Origin of the sequence: Actinomadura chokoriensis, assembly GCF_039529475.1 — a bacterium.
GTDB lineage: Bacteria > Actinomycetota > Actinomycetes > Streptosporangiales > Streptosporangiaceae > Spirillospora > Spirillospora bangladeshensis.
The window spans coordinates 688,241-706,254 of the sequence record NZ_BAAAMW010000002.1 but is presented as its reverse complement, the minus strand read 5'-3'; the positions used below and the strand labels follow the sequence as shown (position 1 = coordinate 706,254).

At 74.2% G+C, this 18,014-nt stretch carries 14 protein-coding genes; 3 read left to right on the top strand and 11 right to left on the bottom strand.

Going from position 1 to position 18,014, the window contains the following annotated elements; genetic code table 11:
* Nucleotides 1-126: 126 nt before the first annotated feature.
* From ABFX46_RS07410 to ABFX46_RS07390, 5 genes are all read right to left on the bottom strand, one after another.
* Nucleotides 127-963: an ANTAR domain-containing response regulator gene (locus tag ABFX46_RS07410; protein ID WP_346040577.1), complete on the bottom strand. Its 837-nt coding sequence runs from the start codon at nucleotides 961-963 to the stop codon at nucleotides 127-129.
* A gap of 117 nt (nucleotides 964-1,080) precedes the next feature.
* Complete coding sequence (locus ABFX46_RS07405) at nucleotides 1,081-1,503, bottom strand: CBS domain-containing protein (protein ID WP_163053130.1); 423 nt, start codon at nucleotides 1,501-1,503, stop codon at nucleotides 1,081-1,083.
* A 304-nt stretch (nucleotides 1,504-1,807) separates the two neighbouring features.
* A complete protein-coding gene (locus ABFX46_RS07400; RefSeq protein WP_346040576.1) occupies nucleotides 1,808-2,494 on the bottom strand; it encodes a sigma-70 family RNA polymerase sigma factor in 687 nt (228 codons plus the stop codon).
* A 575-nt stretch (nucleotides 2,495-3,069) separates the two neighbouring features.
* Nucleotides 3,070-3,432, bottom strand: coding sequence for a M14 family zinc carboxypeptidase (locus ABFX46_RS07395; RefSeq protein ID WP_346040700.1), 363 nt, complete (start codon nucleotides 3,430-3,432; stop codon nucleotides 3,070-3,072).
* A gap of 68 nt (nucleotides 3,433-3,500) precedes the next feature.
* Nucleotides 3,501-4,244 carry a TetR/AcrR family transcriptional regulator gene (locus ABFX46_RS07390; RefSeq protein ID WP_346040575.1) on the bottom strand — a complete coding sequence of 248 codons (744 nt, stop codon included), beginning with the start codon at nucleotides 4,242-4,244 and terminating at the stop codon, nucleotides 3,501-3,503.
* Between the two features lie 209 nt (nucleotides 4,245-4,453).
* Here ABFX46_RS07390 and ABFX46_RS07385 point away from each other — a divergent pair, with 209 nt between their 5' ends.
* The 3 genes from ABFX46_RS07385 (at nucleotide 4,454) to ABFX46_RS07375 (ending at nucleotide 10,324) form a co-directional block, all read left to right on the top strand.
* On the top strand, nucleotides 4,454-6,832 hold the full coding sequence (locus tag ABFX46_RS07385) for a SpoIIE family protein phosphatase (RefSeq protein ID WP_346040574.1): 2,379 nt from the start codon (nucleotides 4,454-4,456) through the stop codon (nucleotides 6,830-6,832).
* Between the two features lie 111 nt (nucleotides 6,833-6,943).
* A complete protein-coding gene (locus ABFX46_RS07380) occupies nucleotides 6,944-7,783 on the top strand; it encodes a hypothetical protein (protein ID WP_346040573.1) in 840 nt (279 codons plus the stop codon).
* Nucleotides 7,784-9,637: 1,854 nt separating this feature from the next.
* A complete protein-coding gene (locus ABFX46_RS07375; protein ID WP_346040572.1) occupies nucleotides 9,638-10,324 on the top strand; it encodes a hypothetical protein in 687 nt (228 codons plus the stop codon).
* Here the strand turns inward: ABFX46_RS07375 and ABFX46_RS07370 are convergent, their stop codons facing one another.
* From ABFX46_RS07370 to ABFX46_RS07345, 6 genes are all read right to left on the bottom strand, one after another.
* A complete protein-coding gene (locus ABFX46_RS07370) occupies nucleotides 10,325-11,203 on the bottom strand; it encodes a hypothetical protein (RefSeq protein WP_346040571.1) in 879 nt (292 codons plus the stop codon).
* A gap of 123 nt (nucleotides 11,204-11,326) precedes the next feature.
* Nucleotides 11,327-13,219 (bottom strand): sporulation protein, encoded by a 1,893-nt coding sequence (locus tag ABFX46_RS07365; RefSeq protein WP_346040570.1) that lies wholly within the window; start codon nucleotides 13,217-13,219, stop codon nucleotides 11,327-11,329.
* A 661-nt stretch (nucleotides 13,220-13,880) separates the two neighbouring features.
* A complete protein-coding gene (locus ABFX46_RS07360; protein ID WP_346040569.1) occupies nucleotides 13,881-15,245 on the bottom strand; it encodes a M16 family metallopeptidase in 1,365 nt (454 codons plus the stop codon).
* Nucleotides 15,242-16,498, bottom strand: coding sequence for a M16 family metallopeptidase (locus tag ABFX46_RS07355; RefSeq protein ID WP_346040568.1), 1,257 nt, complete (start codon nucleotides 16,496-16,498; stop codon nucleotides 15,242-15,244). Before ABFX46_RS07355 ends, ABFX46_RS07360 begins: the two co-directional genes overlap by 4 nt.
* Nucleotides 16,499-16,829: 331 nt before the next feature.
* Nucleotides 16,830-17,183 (bottom strand): anti-sigma factor antagonist, encoded by a 354-nt coding sequence (locus ABFX46_RS07350; RefSeq protein ID WP_163059840.1) that lies wholly within the window; start codon nucleotides 17,181-17,183, stop codon nucleotides 16,830-16,832.
* Between the two features lie 129 nt (nucleotides 17,184-17,312).
* A complete protein-coding gene (locus tag ABFX46_RS07345) occupies nucleotides 17,313-17,933 on the bottom strand; it encodes an ATP-binding protein (protein WP_346040567.1) in 621 nt (206 codons plus the stop codon).
* Between the last annotated feature and the right edge of the window lie 81 nt (nucleotides 17,934-18,014).

Below are 18,014 nucleotides of genomic sequence, written 5' to 3'. Positions count from 1 at the left end.
CTCCCTCTCGTCCGCGTCACACGGTGGAACCAGCTCGGCTCCCGTCCCGGACCGGGCCGGGCCACGATCCACGGGGCCGCTTCGGGCAGCCTATTCGCAACATCGGCATGCGTCTGTAAGCGCGGCTTAAGGAATGCCCTGATGACCGACGATACGCTGCGCGAGAGCGGTCAGCTTCACATGACGCGTCTGCGAGATACGGCGCATCTCGGCGAAAGCCTCGTCGGCGTCGCACCCCAGCGCGTGCATGAGAATGCCCTTCGCCTGGTCGACGATCGCGCGCGCCTCGACCGCCTCCTGCAGCTGGACGGCGGTCCGGTGCACGTCGTCGTACTGCTGGCTGTTGGAGACGGCGGCGGTGCCCTGCGCGATCAGCAGCGACGCGAGCGCGTGCCGGCCGTGCCCGAGCGCCTTCGGCGTCACCCCGTACAGCGTCAGCGTGACGAGCACGGGCGGGTTCAGGTGCGGGGTCGTGGTGAAGCAGCGCACCCCGCGGCGCAGCATGTCCGACATCGACTCGGGCCAGCGGGTCTCGGCGAGGATGTCGTCGGAGGTCAGCACCCGGCGCCCGCGCACCACGTCGAACACCGGCCCGTGCCCGCGGGACAGCTGCCGGTCGGTGACCTCGGCGAGATCGGGATGGCTCGCCGCCGTCGCCAGCGGCTCCGGGCGAGGCTCCTCCACTGCCCCGGAGTCCACGGTGGTCTCGGCGGCCGCGGGCCCGTCGTCCAGGGGCGGGACGGTCCCGGGGAGGGCCCATTCGGCGCCCGCGCCGGCGGCCGTGCCGATCGACCGGGGCAGCGCCCACCGCACGCTCGCGGCGCCCGCGCAGCCGGGGACGGCCCGCGCGGCCAGCTCGGTCACCCGGTGCAGGGTGCCGACATCGGAGGACTCCCCGACCATGCCGAGGCGGGCGATCTCCAGCGCCAGCTGGTCGGTCAGAACCGTTTCGGTGGGCGTCACCCCTCCGAGAGTATCCTGGCCGGCCGGCTGCGGGACATGCCCGGCCGCTCCGCCTCCCCGGCAGTTCATCGGCGTCGTCCATCGGCGGGCGGGGTCGTCGTCGGCACGGTGCGGGGGCTAATTGTTGGGCGGCGCCTTGCTGATCTCGGAGAGCGGCCCCGCCTCGCCGTTGGCCACTGCGAGGTCGCCGATGGACACGATGCCCACCGGGCGCTGCTCGGCGTCCACGACGGGCAGCCGCCGGACCGCCTGCTCGCACATCAGGCGCGCCACGGTCCCGGTGTCGTCGTCCGGATGGACGGTCGTCAGCTCCGCCGTGCACACGTCGCCGAGGGGCGTCAGCGACGTGTCGCGGCTCTCGGCGACCGCGCGGACCACGATGTCGCGGTCGGTCACCACGCCGCACAGCCGTCCGGCATAGGTGACCAGGACATCGCCGATCCCCTCGTCCCGCATCACGCGGGCCGCCTCGTACAGCGTCGCGTCCAGCGGCAGGGACAGCGGTGCCGCCGTCATCACGTCGCTGACCCTTGGTGGCATCGCGCGCACATCCTCCCGAATCGCCGGCGGCTCGCGGGCCCGTGTGCGCGCCTTACCCACGGTCGCCGCGCCTATGCGGGCCGTTCCAGCTTCGGTCACCGTTTCGCAAGCTCAGTGCCACCCGAAGCCGTCCGGCGGCCGGGACCGGGGACCGGCGTGGTCACGCAGGGCAAGCCGATGGTAACCGATCGGCCACGGAACGTGCAGGAGAATCGTGCAGGCAAATTCTGGGAGAAAAAGGGACGATCCCGCAGTCACGGGGCAACTGCGGGATCGCGACGGGGGAAGCGACGTGCGGGAGGCGTTACGCGGCCAGGATGTGCGCGGCGCGGCGGTGGTCGGCGAGGGACTCGCGGAGCTGCTTGCGGCCGCGGTGCAGGCGGGACATGACCGTGCCGATGGGGGTGCCCATCATCTGGGCGATCTCCTTGTAGGCGTAGCCCTCGACGTCCGCGAGGTAGACGGCGTCCCGGAAGTCCTTCGGCAGGGCGCGCAGCGCGGCGATCACCTCGGAGTCGGGGATGCGGTCCAGCGCCTCGGACTCGGCGGACCGGAAGCCCGCGGAGGACGCCTCGGTCTGCGCGAGCTGCCACTCCTCCAGCTCCTCGGAGCCGGCGCGCTGGGGCTCGCGCTGCTTCTTGCGGTAGGTGTTGATGAAGTTGTTGGTGAGGATCCGGTGCAGCCAGGCCTTGAGGTTCGTGCCCTCCTGGAACTGGTGGAAGTTCACGTAGGCCTTGGCGAGGGTCTCCTGCACGAGGTCCTCGGCGTCCGCGGTGTTGCGGGTCATGCGGACGGCGCTGGCGTACAGCGGGTCGGCGAGGGGCAGGACGTCGCGCTCGTAGCGCCGGGTGCTCTCGATGTTCGTGGTGCTCCTGTCGTCACGGCCGGCGGTCTTCGGGCCGGTGGTCGTGCGGACGGCGGTGTTGCGGATGGCGGTGCTGCGGCTGGCGTCGCGGCCGTTGTCGCGGACAGGCGCGGTGACAGCGGTCATCGTCGTCGCTCCCCGTTGGTAGTGCCCCCGGTGAAGGGGCCGGTTGCATGGCGCGTGGTCGGGGGCACGCGCGGACCGGGCGGACGAAGCCGCCCCCCGTTGAGTGGTACGTGCCACCGTTCCCGGCGGGTTCGGGACGGAACCCGGCCCCGCATGGAGAGTGGGCCGAAAGCCGTGCGCGGGATCGGTGATGAGCCAGGGCGACCCCGTTCTCCGGGACGTCGCGGGCCTTGCCGGATCGAGCGCCTTCACCACCCGCCGGTGGTCTTCCTGCTATGTAAGACGCCTGGAGGGGTCCAAAAGGTTGCCTTGACCTCGGTGTTGCTCATCACACCCGGCGGCGTGTCGTCCGAACCGCCCGGCCGGATGAGGTAGAGCGCACGGCCCGCGCACGTTATTCCCGCCCCGGCTCCCCGCCTGATTCGCCGCGTGCCGGCGGCCCTGTCGGGGGACTGCTCCGGGCCGAAGCCGAGGAGCACGGTGTCCCTGGTCGCCACCGGGGAGACGGAGTCGATCAGGGCTCGATCTCGCCGCGGTGCTCGGCGTAGTAGGTCTTGTTGTCGCGGCCGAAGCGCTCACCGCCGCTTGTAGGGGAAGTTGCGGTTGAGGTCGGTGCCGTCCGCGCCGGTGATCTGGCCGTCGCCGTTGTTGTCGCGGACGTTCTTGCGCCAGAGGCGGAAGCCGTCCTGGAACGTGAGGTCGTAGCCGTCCACGTTGACGACCGGGATGAACCACAGCTCCGTCGTGTCGACGATCTTGGTGAGCTCGGCGTCCGTCCCGTACCCGTCCACGTAGTGGTGCAGCAGCCGGCGGACCATCTCCGGGGTGATCCACTCGCGGGCGTGCTGCGCGGCCTGGTAGACGACCACGGGCCGCTTGCGCTGCCCGCGCCGTTCCCCGCCCGCGGCGTCCGCGGGGGCGGGGACGAGCGTCCCGATCAGGAGTGCGCCCGTGGCGAGGACTATGTGCGTATTAGGGCATCGCGTCGACTCTGGGGCTTAGTGGATTATTCGGGCGGTAGATGGCCGGACAGCACCGCGCGCACGAGCCCCGCCGCGAACTCCTCCGGGGCCGCCGGGAGCCCGGCCCCTGCCGCCACCGCCTCCGGTCCGGCGAGCCGGGTCAGGAAGGCGTGCTGCTGGCAGCCGCCGAGCAGGGCCGCCGCGAGGGACGGGAGCGGCGCGTCCGCCGTGACGCGTCCCGCCCGCCGCTCCGCCTCCAGGTAGCCGATCAGGGCGGAGTGCCCCAGCACTGGACCGGTCACCGCGCCCCCGGCGGGGTCGGCCGGAGGTCCACCGGGAGCCCCGGACGGCGGTGCTCCAGCGTCCTGGCCAGGTCCGGTCCGCGCGCGCGCCTTGGCGGACACCCCGTTCTGTGCTTTGGCGGCCCGCCTCTGCTCGCTGACCGGGCCGTTGTCGCGCAACCAGGCGATCAGCTCCGGATCGGCGAGGACGGGCCCGGTCATCGGCAGCAGCTCGCCATAGAAGCGGACCATGTCGGCGGCCAGCCGGACGAGGTTCTCCTCCACCGTGTTCCGGCCGGCCGACGCCGCGAGCGCCGCCATCGCCGTCCGCGCGGTTCCCGTGACCTCCGCCAGGGCCGCCGCGAACAGCGCCGTCTTGTTCGCGAAATGGTTGTAGAGGCTGCCTTCGGACACCCCGGCGCTGCGCGCGATCTCCTTGGTCGTCGCGGCCGTGATCCCGCGCGCCCGGATCACCGCGACGGCCGCGGCGAGGATCCGGTCCCGCATCGGCTCCGTCCGTGCCGCCAACCCGACTCACCGTCTTCCCATGTCGCCGTGCCCTTCGCCGTGGACGCTAGCACCCGCGGGCGGCTGAGTGAGCGCTCACCCGATGCTTTTTGAAAGAGTCTCGGCACACCCGACTTACACAAGGTAACGTCCCCTTTACCGCGTGTTGCCGGGGACTTCGGGCGTCGCTCGCCCGGGAGGGGGACCGCATGGTCATCGCGGACTTGCTGGGAGTGGCGAGCATGGCCGCCATCACCCTGAACGAACGGGGACGGATCAGCCACTGGGACGAGACCGCCGCCGAGCTGTTCGGCGTCGGCCCGCCCCGCGCGCTCGGCCGGACGCCCGCCGCGCTGCTGCGGCTGCCCCGCGAGCACCGCGGCGTCTTCGAGCCGGAGAGCTTCGGGCACGTCTGGTGCGGCGCCTGCACCCTGCCGCGCGTCGACACCGGCGAACCGGCCGAGGTCGGCTGGTGGGTCTACCCGATCGAGCGGGCGCCCGGCGAGCACGGCGTCAGCGTGCTCGCGCTGGCCGCCGACCTGCGCCGGCTCCGCCGCAACGGGCTCGGCGTCACCATCGGCGACCTGCCGCTCGCCCCGTCCGACCGGCCGGGTGCCGCGGCCACCGCGGTCCGCCGGCCCGCGGGCCGGCTGCTGCGGGTCGAGCCCGCGCTCACCCCGCCGGCCGGGAACGGGCGCGACGCGTCCACCGCCGCGTTCGCCGACCGGATCGCGGGGCTGCTGCCCGCGCTCGACCCGGCCGCGTCCGAGAAGATCGCCTCCCGGGTGCTCGGGCTCGGCTGCCCGGCCGTCTCGCTCGGGCTGACGATCCGGCTGCCGGTCGTGCCGCCCGTCGCCGCGTCCCCGGTCGTCCCGCCGCCGCGGCCCGCGCGGGCGCGCCGGTCCCGCCCGCTCCCGCGCGGCGTCCCCGAGACCCTGGAGCCGCTCGCCTACCTCAGCGAGGCCGGGCAGCAGATCGGCAGCTCGCTCGACCACCTGCAGGCCGCCCGGACGCTCGCCGAGGTCCTCGTCCCGCGGCTCGCCGACTTCGCGGCCGTCGAACTGCTCGAACGCGTCGTCGCCGACTCGGCCCCGCCCGCCGACGAGATCGACGAGCCGACGCTGATGCGCCGCGTCGCCGTCGCCCACAACGACGAGCCCGGACGCTGGGACGAGGACGTCCCCGAGGGCGAGGCGCTGTTCCTGCCGTCCGGGACGCCGTTCGTCCAGGCCATGCGGACCGGGTGCCCGGTCCACATCCGGCGCGTCGGCCCGGCCCAGGCCGCCCGGCTCGCCGCCGCGTTCGGCGACCGCGACCTGCGCCCGCTGTTCACCGGGCGGGCGCTGCTGATCGCCCCGCTGATCGCGCGCGGGCGGGTGCTCGGCACGTTCAAGCTGCTGCGCAAGTCCGACCGGCCCTGGTTCGACGAGGTCGACCTCGCCATGGTCGACGAGCTCGCCCGCCGCGCCGCGCTGTGCATCGACAACGGGCGGCTGTACCGGCGCGAGGTCCAGGTCGCCGAGGAACTGCAGCGCAGCATGCTGCCCGACGACCCGCCGGACGTCGCCGGCGCCCGCGTCCGCTACCGCTACCGGCCCGCCGAGCAGGCCGCGCAGGTCGGCGGCGACTGGTTCGACGCCATCCCGCTGCCCGGCTGCCGGCTCGGCATCGTCGTCGGGGACGTGATGGGGCACGGCCTCACCGCCGCCGCGATCATGGGGCAGATGCGCACCGCCGTGCGCACCCTCGCCGGCGACGACATGCGGCCCGACCGGCTGCTGCGCCGGCTCGACGGGCTCGCCCGCCGACTCGGCGAGGACTACCTCGCCACCTGCCTGTACGCGGTGTACGACCCGGTCGAGCGGCGGTGCACCTTCGCCAATGCGGGGCACGTCCCGCCCGTCCTCGTCGCGGCGGACGGCGAGAGCCGGGTCCTGGCCGTCCCGCCGGGCGTGCCCATCGGGGTGGGCGGCGAGCCGTTCGAGACGATGGAGGTCAAGGTCGAGGACGGGTCGCAGCTCCTGCTGTGCACCGACGGGCTCCTCGAACGCCGCGGCCGCGACATCGAGGAGGGCCTGGAGGCGCTGCGCGCCCGGCTCGCCGGGGCGTCCGCCGACCTCGACGGCACCTGCGACGACCTGCTCGACACGCTCGCCGCGGACACCGCCGCCGACGACATCGCCATCGTCGCGGTCGGGTTCGACGGCATCCCCCTGGACGAGGTCGTCACGTGGGAGCTGGAACCCGTGCCGAACAGCGTCCCGTGGATCCGCGCGCAGGTCGCCGCCCGGCTCGCCGGCTGGGGCCTGGAGCGCCTCACCGACACGGCGCAGCTCCTCGTCAGCGAGCTCGTCACCAACGCCCTCGTGCACGGCGCCGGGTCCCTCGGGGTCCGGCTCATCAAGGGGCGGACGCTGCTGTGCGAGGTGCACGACGACGGCACCGACCTGCCGCACCTGCGGCACGCCGACGCCACCGACGAGTCGGGGCGCGGGCTCCAGCTCGTCCACCATCTCGCGACCCGCTGGGGGACGCACCGCACCGACGCGGGCAAGATCGTGTGGGTGGAGCAGCGGCTGCCGCGCTGATCGTGGGCCCGTCTCGCCCGTTCGGGAGGTAAATGTCCCGTTGCCGCCAGGTACTCTCCGGGGCCCCATCGGCTGTGATCGAAGGGTGCCGGCTACCCGCGGGGGACGAGTTTGGGTGAACATCTGACGCTGCCCGTTCCGGAGACCCTCTTCGGAACCTACGCCGTGGCGCTCGCCGAGCCGCTCACCGACCCGGTGTCCCTCGCCCGCGACCACGTGGCGCGGCACACCCCGCCGCCGCTGCGCGACCTCGTCCTCGGCATGCTCGGCAGCCCGATGATGACCCTCGACCAGCGTCCCACCGCCGACTTCCCGCCGCTGCCCGCCGACCTCCTCGCCGCCTACGGCGCCGCCGCACCCGACCTGGAGGCGATCGCATCCGCCGCCCACGTGATCGCCGTCCGCGCCGCCTACCGCCCGGGCCGCCCGCCCGCGCACGAACTGGCGTCCCGCGCCGTCGCCGGCGCCCTCGGCACGATCGCCCGCGCCCCGGTGGTCGACGTCTTCACCCCGCAGGTCCTGGCACCGTCCCACCTGCGGCGCTCTTTGGGCACCTTCCGGCTCACCGACTGGATGCTGCTGCCGCACACGTCCGGGCCGGGCGGCTTCTTCGTCACCACCAAGGGCCTCGCCCGCTTCGGCCTCCCGGAACTGCGGACGGAGAACGTCCCGGCCGGCCTCGTCGAACCCTGGGGCCGCCTCCTGAACGGCCTGGCGCACCGCCTTCTGGACCTCTGGCTGGACGAACTCCCCGTCGACGCGCTGACCGCCGACATCCCCGGGACCATCACCGTCGGCCTGCGGGACGTGGCCGCCGCCCAGGGCGCCGAGGACCCGTCGCACCGCGAGGTGCCCGTCCGCCTCCGCCCGGCCCCGGGCCCCGTCCTCACCGCCGGCGACGACCCGCAGGCCCTGTGCACGGCCCTCTTCGGTACCCCACCTTGCCGATGATCTTGAAGAGAGCGCAGGATCGACACCGTGAGATTCGGCCCGCGTGACCGCCCCAGCCCCGAGCCCGAGGACCATCCGCCCCCGGAGGTCGAACCTCCCCACCCGGGCGACGTCCACGTGGCGGGCAGGAGCACGTCCGACTGGACCCCCCACCCCACGCCGCCCCCGCCGGACACCCCCGTGCCCCCGGCCCCGGAGGCCCCACCCCGGCCGTCCCCCCGCCACGAGCGCCCCCCGGCCCCCCGAAGGCCGTCCTGGACACCTCCCGAACCGACCCGCCCCCAGCCCCTGCCGGGCGCGCCGCAGCACGACCGGACCGCCGGCCCGGTACCGGGCCCCGAGCACCAGCCCCCACCCCAGAGGCCGCCGGCACCTCGCCGGCCCTGGACCGACAGGCCCATGCGCCGTCCGACGACCCCGCCCGAGGATCGGCAGACCCCACAGCCACCGCCACCGACGAGCCCAACGCCGTCCGGGCCACAGTGGGAGCCGCACGGCACAGGCGGTGGCTCGACAGGTCGTCCGCCAACCTCGCCCGAGGGGACGGGGTGGCCAGAGCCGCCGAAGCCGACCGCACCAGGCCCATCGGCGTCCACAACACGACCTTGGACGGCGAGCGCACCTGGCCCCAGACAAGAGTCATCGCCACCGGGCAGCGCCGCCGAAGGCCACACCCCGCCAGGCGAGCCGCCGTCGTGGCAACGACAAGAAGCCGGCGCCCCTGGCGGACCCGCATCGGAGGGCCCGGCAGCCGACCCCGTCCCAACCTGGACCCCGTACCAGGACGAGGAAACACCGCCCCCCGGAACGTCGCCACAGTCGCCGGGCGCGACCACCCAGCCCTGGGCACCACACGACTCCGCCACCAGCCGCCCGGCGTCCTCGTCCACACCCACGAACCCGCCACCCAGAACGCGCCACGATGCAGCACCGCAGGATGCGGAAGGCGAGCCACCCGCAGACCGTCCGGCACCGGGCGAACCTGCGCCGTCGTGGACGCAGCATGAGTCGGGAACGGCTGCGAGCGGTTCGTCGGGCGGTAGTGGGGCATCGTGGACGCGCCATGATGCGAGTGCCCCAGCGATGGAGGGCGGCTCAGCCGGAGACCGTCCGGCGGCAGGAGAACCCGAGTCATCGTTGCCGCAGCCGGAGCAGGATGCCGCCGTAGGACGTCCGCCGACCGGGAGCGGGGAGTCTTGGACGCGCCATGATGCGGGGGCGCGCGAGGCAGAGGGTGAATCACCTGCAGACCGTCCGGTAGTCGGTGAGCCCGAGCCGTCGTGGACGCAGCCGGAGTCGGGCGCGGCTGTGGGTGGTTCTCCGGCCGGTGGTGGGGCGTCCCGGACGCGCCACGATGCGGAGGGTCGGGATGCGGAAAGTGAATCACCTGCGGACCCTCAGGTAGTGGGCGAGTCCGAGTCATCGTGGGCGCAGCCGGAGCCGGAGGCCGCCGCTGGACGTCCGCCAACCGGGAGCGGGGAGTCTTGGACGCGCCATGATGCCGGGGCGGGTGAGGCAGAGGGTGAATCACCCTGGGCTCGTCCGGCAGCAGGCGAACCTGCATCGTCGTGGACGCGCCGTGATGCGGGGGCGCGTGAGGGGGAGGGTGAGGTCTCTGCGGAGCGTTCGGTAGGGGGCGAGTCTGGGGCGTCGTGGGCGCGGCCAGAGTCGGGCGTGGCTGCGGTGGAGGGTGAGTTGTCTGCGGGGGGTTCGGGTGCCGGTGCCGGTGTGGGGCGTCCGACGTGGGATGGGAGGGACGAGCCGTTCTTGCCTGGGAAAGGGTTGGCTGCCGGGCCTCCGGTCGTTGCGGATGCCGTTGTGCCTCGGCCCGGGCGCACGCTGGATCGCAGGGGCATGGTGGACGCGTTCGTGGGCGAGTTCGTCGGCGGGGCGACGTGGCGGGCGATGCTCGCGGTGCTGGAGGGCGCGTTCCCCGGGATGGGGATCGCGTCGGCGCTCGCGCGGCGCAGTGATGTGGCGATGGACGTCCTCGACCGGAAGGCGGCGGCGAAGCTCGGCGTGCCGGTGTGGACGGACGACCCCGGGATGGTGTTCGACCTCAGCGCCCGTTTCGGTGTGCGCACCGTCCGGGCGCGGGCGCGGACGGGTACGGCGCGGGCGTCCAGGCCCTACGCGGGGGCGTTCGTCATCGACACGCTCGATCCGCTGCGCTACCACCGGGCGGTCGGCGGGCCGAGGGCACCGCGCGACCTGCCGGGGGAGGGCGCGCTGCCGGTGCCGTCCGGGACGGAGGAGGACGACAGCGGCGTCGTGATCGTCGCGAACCTCACGCAGGCGGGCGTGCGGGTGCTGGACTCGGCGGCGCTGTGGCGGTACGCGGGCCGGGTCGTCACCGGGACGCTGCGCGAACCGGAGCGGGCGCGGGTGCGGCGGGCGCTGCGGGCGCTGCGGCGGGTCGTGTTCGTCGACCCGGATCTGCGGCTCGGCCTGTGCCTGCAGATCGACGCGGCGCGGGTGCCGCGGTGCCTGCTCGCGTTCGGGGTGGACGAGGACGGGGTGGTCCGGTTCGTCCGGCCGTGATCAGTCGTCCGAGCGCAGCCAGGTCAGGTCGCGCTGCCGGTCGGCGGGCAGTTCGCGGATGTGGTCGACGAGCTGCCACGGCTCCGGCGGCGTGCTCTCCTCGTCCGGGAGCACGCCGCAGAGCAGCGCGCTCTGCGTGCTGACCGCGACGAACGGGCCGAACTGGGCGATTCCTCCGCCGCGCAGCGACGCGAGTTCGGTCAGCAGCGCGTTGACGGCGGACGCGTCCTGCGGGTCGTAGAGGCCGCGCACGTAGGAGAACAGGTCCTCGGCGAGGACGTCGGGCCGCCGTCCCGACATGTGGTAGACGGTGCCCCAGTAGGTGCCGGTGGCCTGCGCGGAGCGCTGGTCGCGGATGCGGACGCGCAGCCCGCACTCGGCCGCGCATTTCTCGTACGCCTCCGCGAGCAGCGCCTCGCCCTCGCCCTCCTCGCTGAGCAGGACGCCGGTGACGACGCCCTCCTCGCGGTCCAGCCGGTCGAGCATCTCGCGGTGCAGTTCCAGGACGTCCTGCTCCACGGCGTCGAGGGAGCGGGCCAGGGCGCGCTGGGCGTCGCGGTCGAGGTCGATGCCGGCCAGTTCCTCGGAGATGTCGCCGAACTGCTTCTCCAGCCGCTCCACCCGCCCGGTGACGGAGTCCAGCTTCTCCAGGACGGCGGCGGGCGGCTCCTCCGGCTGGGGCGGGATGGGGATGCCGGCCGGCTCGGTGGCGTTGTCCACCACGGTCTTGAGGTCCTGGTGGTCGCGGGCGAGCCTGTCCAGCCGGTCCTGCAGGATGCGCAGGTCCTCCTGGGCGCGGGGGAGCCGCTTGTCGGACGCCAGGTAGAGCTCGCGTCCGGCGATCGCGAGGCAGAGCAGAACCAGGATCACGGTGGTCATCGGACTCCTCGGGAAGCGGGCTGCGCTCTCGACGATAACCAGACGTGGCCGGATCGGACGAGGACGCGGCGCATCTCGTCCGAATGGTCCCGCATTTCCCGTCGCCGGGGAGGGCGCGGGCGGTCAGCCGAAGAGGCCGCCCAGCAGGCCGCCGAGGACCTCCGCGGCGCCGCCGGCGATCTCCCCGGCCACGTCGCCCGCGATGTCCCCGGCGACGCCGCCGGCCGCGTCCGCGATCATGCCGCCGGCGACGTTGCCCGCGTATCCGGCGACGGCGTTGCCGAACGCGTCCACCGGGGCGCCGGCGACGTAGCCCGCCACGTTCGCGGCCTGGCCCGCCGCGTCGCCCATGGCGCCGATCGCCATGCCTCCGGCGACACCGGCCACTGCGGCGCCGCCGACCAGGCCGGCCGCGGCGATGCCGTGGTGCCCGTGCCGGTGGTGCCCGTGGTAGCCGGGCGGGCCGTGGTGCACGTGCATGGGCGGTGGCCCGGCCTGACCGTGCGCCGGTGGAGGCGGGTAGCCCGCCGGGCCGGGCGGAGCGGGCGGCGGCGGACCGACGGGACCCGGCGCCGGAGGATACGGCCCACCGGGCGCGGGCGGCGGAGGGACGGCGCCGTGCGGGACCTGCCCCGGCACGGGCGGCCCGCCGGGGACGGACGGTCCGCCGGGCGCGGGTGGTGGGCCGCCGTGGCCGGGAGCGGACATGCCACCGGGTGCCGGCGGCGGCGGCGCCCCGTACGGGAACTGGCCGGGCGGAGGCGGCAGGGTGTTGGGGCCGGGCGGGGGCGTTGAACCGTACGGGGGCTGGCCCGGCGTCAGCGGCGGCGCGCCATGGCCGAAGCCGCCGGGGGGCGTGGCCCCATGAGGGGAATGACCGGGTGTCGGTCCGCCGGGAGGCGGGAAGGCGCCGGGCGGTGGGGTAAGGGGGCCGGGGGCCGGGGCTCCGCCCGGAGGCGGTGCACCGTGGCCCGGCATGGGGGAGTTCGCGGCTTGGCCCAGTGGCGCAGGGGCGCCGTGGCCCGGCATGGGCGCGTTGGCGCCCGGGTAGGCGGGGGCCGGTCCGCCGGGGTAGCCGAGGCCCGGGTCCGCCGGGTACGCGGGGCCGGGCGCCTGACCGGGGGCGGGGGCAGGCGGCGGGAACTGAGCGTTGCCCGCCTGCCCGTAGGACGCCGCCGGCTCGGGCGACGGTGATGGCGGCGGGGGAGGGAAGGGCGTCGCGCCGCCGGGCGGCGGGAGCGGGGCCCCGCCCTGCCCGGCGGACGAGCGCGGCAGCGCCGCCGCGGCCTCCAGCCATTCGCCGATCTTGGCGTTCCAGTCGGTCTCGGCGGCTTCGGCGTGCGCGACCTGGAACACGCCGAACGACTCGTCGCGCGGGGTGTCGCGGTCCTCGGCGCGCAGGACGAAGGCCATGCTGCGCGGGCTGGCGACGAAGCTCAGCCCGACCTTGTCGATCCGGCCCTGGTACGCCGCCGGCGGGTTGAGGTGGATCTCCTGGTGGAACGGGAGCTGCTGGGCGACGCCGCGCAGCTTCGACTCCTCGAACGTCACGTTCGCGACCTGGAAGCCGAGCTGTGCGATCGAGGCGAGCACCCACTGCTGGGACTCCAGCGGCTCCACCGAGATCGGGTCGATGTCGCCGGGGTCGGGCTGCCCGGCCGCGTCGACCTCGGTGCACATCCCGATCGTGAAGCCGGGCAGCTCGTGGCCGAGGACGGTCGTGAACGGCAGTTCGTACGGCAGCGGGATGGAGAACGCCAGGTCGCGCTGCTGCGCCGCGTCCAGCCGGAACCCGCGGGTGAGGGCGCCCCGGTACACCTCGGGCCCGGCGGTCTCGCCGCCGTAGCCGTTCCGCATGCGCGGCATCAGCGCCAGCGTCACGTGCCGGATCTCCACGGGCCCGGAGCCGCCGCGCAGATGCACCTTGCCCGCCACGACCCCGCCCGGCTTGCAGTTCGGCTCCGCGAGGATCGTGTCGACGGACGGCCCGCCACCCGCCATCTGCCCGTAGGACACCGGCCGTTCCCTTCTCCCGCCCGCGAGGACGTCCTCCCCGCGCAAGTCGGCCCGCCGCAACCTAGACCGCGCGCGTTGGCCCATACAAGTTAGACCTACTTCACCATGCCATCGGTTCACGCCACGAACCGGAACCCGACCCCTTTTTCCAACAGAACACTCACCATCACCTCACCCATCCGCAGCCCGCCCCACCCCCACCGAAGACCTCTCCGCGCCCACACATCGCTCTCCGGCCTTCATGCGGGCGCGGTTGGCGCGGTGGTGGTCGAGTCGGCTGGAGCGGATGCACCGTGGGCCGCAGCCCGTTCCGGCGGCGGCCCAGTCCGAGGGCGGCCCGGTCTGGCGGCGGCCCGGTCTGGCGGCGGCCCGGTTCGGGGCGGGCCGGTCTGGCGGTGGCCCGGTGTGGCGGTGGCCCGGTGTGGCGGTGGGCAGGTCTGGGGGCGGGCCGGTGTGGCGGTGGGCCGGTCTGGGGGCGGGCCGGTGTGGCGGTGGCCCGGTTCGGGGCGGCCCGGTTCGGGGCGGCCCGGTGTGGCGGTGGGCTGGTGTGGGGGTGGGCTGGTGTGGCTGCGCCGTCTGGTGTTACGCCGCTGGGGAGCGGTGGTCCGCGGGGGTGCCGGTGGGGGGTGCCGGCGCCCCCGCGGATGGCTGGTTCTCGGGGTCAGGATTCCTTTGCGGTTACGGTCACCGTGGCGTAGCCGAGCTTCTCCAAGGGCTCGCGGATCTGGGCGGCGTCGCCTACGGCTATGACGGTCAGGGCTTCCGGGTCTACGTGTTTGCGGTAGGCGCGGGCCACGCCGTCGGGGGTGGAGGCGCGGACGGCGGCCAGGTAGGCGCTCGGGTAGGTGGAGCCCAGGCCGTTCGCGGAGGCGTCGGCCAGTTCGGCGGCGACGGCGCGGGCCGTCTCGTACTCGGCGGGGGCCCGGTCGGCGAGCGCGCGGACGGACATGCCGTGCTCCTCCGCGTCGATGCCGCGGGAGACGACGCCGCGCAGTTCGGTCAGCGCGTCGGCGACGGCGTCTGCGGTGACCTCGGTGTGGACGGAGCCCTGGGCGATGAAGAGGCCGCAGTGCCGCATGCGCAGCAGCCCGGCCCGCATGCCGTAGGTGTAGCCCTTCTCCTCGCGCAGGACGGCGTTCAGACGGGACGTGAGGCCGCCGCCGAGGACGTGGGCCGCGACCGTCAGGGACGGCCAGTCGTGGTGCGAGCGGTCGGGGACGCCGTGCCCGAAGCTGAGGTAGGTCTGCACGGACCCGGGACGGTCGACGACGACGATGCGGGCCGCCGACTCGGGCAGGACGCGGTCGGCGGTCGGCAGCGGCTCGCCGGTGGCCGCCCAGGACCGCAGGGCCTCCGTGAGCGCCGCGTCGGCGCCGGTGCCCGAGAGGTCGCCGGTCACCACCGCGGTGGCCTCGGCCGGGACCGCGGAGCCGTAGAAGGCGCGGATGTCGGAGCCCTGCAGCCCGCCGACCGAGGTGCGGGTGCCGCCGGTCGGGCGGGACGCGCGGGCCTCGGACGGGAACATCACCGCCCGCAGTTCGCGCATGGCGCGCGAGGCGGGGTCGGCGTCCTCCTGGGCGATCTCCTCCAGGCGCTCGCGGACGAGCCGCCGGACGTCCCCGTCGTCGAGCGCCGGGCGGCGGACGACGTCGGAGAACAGGTCGAGGGCGGCGCCGAGGCGGGAGGTGGGGACGTCGAGGGCGATGCGCAGCGCGGTCAGGTCGGCGTGCGCGTAGAAGCTGGCGCCGAGGCGTTCGAACGCGGCGGTGAGCGCGGTGCCGCCGCCCGGCTCGGTGCCCTCCATCAGGGCGTGCGCGGTGAGGGTCGCGACGCCGTCGAGGCCCGCGGGCTCGCGGCCGGCGCCGGCGTTCAGCACGAGCCGGACCGCGGCGAGCCGGCGGCCGGGCAGGTCGCAGCGGAGCGTCGCCGGGCCGGCCGGGACGCGGCCCTCGGTGCCGGCCGGGAACGCCCAGGCCGGGACGGGACCGGGGACGGGACGGGGCTGCAGTGCCAGGCCGCTGCTCACGAGGTGCCTCCGTAGGTCAGGGCGGTGCGGCCGCCCGGGGCGAGCCAGCGGCCCGCCATCTGCTTGATCGCGTCCCCGGTGACGGCGGCGGCGCGCCCGGGGGCGGTGAAGACCCGGGCCGGGTCGTCGAACTGGGTGGCGTTCTGCGACAGCGCGTTCGCGAGGCCGGTCACCGTCTCGGTCTGCTCCAGGAAGCCGCGTTCGGCCTGCGCGGTGGCGCGGGCGGTCTCGTCGGCGGAGGGGCCCTCGTTGGCGAACCGCTCCAGTTCCTCGTCCAGGACGGCGGCGATCTTGTCCGGTTCCGGCCCGATGGCGTCGACGATCGCCAGGGACGGCCCGGAGGCGAGCCGGGTCACGCCCGCCCAGACCTCGGTGGCGATCTGGTCGCGGCGCACCATCCGGTCGTAGAGGCGGGAGCCGGAGCCGCCGCCGAGGATCTCGACCGCGAGCTCGGCGGCCTCGACGTCGTCACCGCCGTCGGTCGGCAGCGTGAACATCGCGAAGTAGGCGGGGGAGGGGACGTCCTCCGTCAGCGTCTCCTCGCGGACGCCGGCCAGCGGCCCCAGCTCGCCGGGCCGGGCGGCGGGCTTCTGCGGCCCGGTGGGGATGCCGCCGAAGTAGCGTTCGACCGCCTCGATGGTCGCGGCGGGGTCGACGTCGCCGACGACGGACAGGACGGCGTTGCCCGGCGCGTACCAGGTGGCGAAGAAGTCGGTGCAGTCGTCGAGGGTGGTGGCGTCCAGGTCTTCCATGGAGCCGATCGGCGTGTGCGCGTAGGGGTGGCCCTCGGGGAACGTCAGCGCGCACAGCCGCTCGAACGCCGTCCCGTAGGGCTGGTTGTCGTAGCGCTGGCGGCGCTCGTTCTTCACGACGTCGCGCTGGTTGTCGAGGTTGGCCTGGGTGAGCGCGGCGGGCAGCGTGCCCATGCGGTCGGCCTCCAGCCAGAGCGCGAGCTCCAGGTGGCTGACCGGCACCGTCTCGTAGTAGTTCGTGCGCTCGAACGAGGTGCTGGCGTTGAAGGCGGCGCCCGCGCTCTCCAGCAGCGCGGCGTGCTCGCCCTCGGCGACGTTCGCCGAGCCCTGGAACATCAGGTGCTCGAAGAGGTGGGCGAGGCCGGTCCGGCCGGACCGCTCGTGCCGCGAGCCCACCCCAAACCAGATGTTCACGGCGGCCAGAGGTACGACGTGGTCCTCGCAGACCACCACGCGCAGGCCATTGCCGAGCGTGTGCTCATGCAGCGGCTGTTCTGCCACGGAGCGCTCCCGTCCGTTCGATGGTTCCCCGGCGGACAGCACCGCGCGCGTCGGCGGGACCTGCCCGGGCGGCGGGCTTGATCTCGGTCTCACCGTACCGGGTACGTCGCGCCTCGGGCGCGTCCATCGCGACCTGTGGATAACTCCGTCGGCAAAGCAGGACGGGCAGGGGCAAAAGGGAGCTCGGCGCGGTGCCGGAGGGGCGGGGCGGGGGTGTCGGAGGAGCGAGGGGAGCAGGGTTCGGGAGCCGCCGTGAAGGAGTCGGCGTGAAGGAGTCGGCGTGAAGGAGCCGGAGTAGAGGAGTCGGCGTGAAGGAGCCGGAGTTAAGGGGTCAGGGGGCGGCGGACTCGTGGGCCGCGATCGCGTCCTCCAGGGAGCGGTGCAGCACGAAGATCTTGGTGAGCTGGGTCACGTGGAAGACCCGGCGCACCCGGTCGTTCACGCCCATGAACGACATCGAGCCGTCGCGTGCGCGGAGCCGGTGGTAGATGCCGACCAGCACGCCGAGGCCCGTGGAGTCGAGGAACGTCACCTCGCCGAGGTCGATGACGAGGTGCGTGCCGCCGTTGTCGATGATGTCGAGCAGCGCCTCCCGCAGCCGGGGGCTGGTGAAGACGTCGATCTCACCGCTGATCTTGACGACCGTGAGGCCCTTCTCGACGCGGTGCTCGACGGCGAAGTCCACCGGTGCTCCTTTCGTCCGCGCGTCTCGTCGGGCCCATCGCGGGTGCCCGCCGGGGGAAATGGATAGTTACCCCAGTCGCGCTCCGTTACGCCCTCAGGTCAAGCGCATCCCACTTCGGGCGCATCCCGTTCAAGGAGAACGGAACAGCGCCCACACCACTTTGCCCTGGTGCAGTGCACGCCACCCCCACCGGACGCTGAACGACTCGACGAGGTGCAGCCCGCGTCCCGTCTCGGCGATGTAGTCGGGTTCCTTGCGGCGCGGCGCGGTGCGGCTGGCGTCCATGATCCCGCAGAGCAGCCACGGGGCCTCGTGCCCCAGCCGCAGCCGGATCGCGGACGGTGCGGAGCCCAGCGGGTCGGCCGGGTCGCCGTACACGCCCTCGCGGTGCACGTCGACGCCCGGCCGCCCGCCGGAGTTCACCCCTCCGCTGTGCCGCAGCGCGTTCGTGACGAGTTCGGAGACGACGAGGCCGACGTCGTCGGCGAGTTCGGAGAGGTTCCATTCGGCGAGCCGGCAGAGCGCGAAGTGGCGGGCCGCGGTGACCGATTCCGGATCGGGTTCCACGGTGAACGACACGGTCGAGCCGCGCAGCCGGGTGAGCGCCGTGACGGCCGTCTCCAGCCGCGGCGGCAGGTCCACCGACTCCGGGACGGGCGTCGAACGCCCAGCGTGGTCCCGTGGGTCGACCGGCCCCGCGAGGGGGCCGAGCTCCCACCGCGTGTCGTCGTGCGCGTGGCGTGACGTCATTCCACCGGACCCCGCAGAGTGATCTCGTTGTGCAGCCGTGGCTCGGAAGTCTCGTGCGTTATCCTGCGCATCGTAGCGTGC

Coding starts and splice junctions, on each gene's coding strand:
- ABFX46_RS07390 (WP_346040575.1), bottom strand. CDS start 4,244: ATGCGGGACCGGATCCTCGCCGCGGCCGTCGCGGTGATCCGGGCGCGC.
- ABFX46_RS07400 (WP_346040576.1), bottom strand. CDS start 2,494: ATGACCGCTGTCACCGCGCCTGTCCGCGACAACGGCCGCGACGCCAGC.
- ABFX46_RS07370 (WP_346040571.1), bottom strand. CDS start 11,203: ATGACCACCGTGATCCTGGTTCTGCTCTGCCTCGCGATCGCCGGACGC.
- ABFX46_RS07375 (WP_346040572.1), top strand. CDS start 9,638: ATGGTGGACGCGTTCGTGGGCGAGTTCGTCGGCGGGGCGACGTGGCGG.
- ABFX46_RS07385 (WP_346040574.1), top strand. CDS start 4,454: ATGGTCATCGCGGACTTGCTGGGAGTGGCGAGCATGGCCGCCATCACC.
- ABFX46_RS07345 (WP_346040567.1), bottom strand. CDS start 17,933: ATGACGTCACGCCACGCGCACGACGACACGCGGTGGGAGCTCGGCCCC.
- ABFX46_RS07405 (WP_163053130.1), bottom strand. CDS start 1,503: ATGCCACCAAGGGTCAGCGACGTGATGACGGCGGCACCGCTGTCCCTG.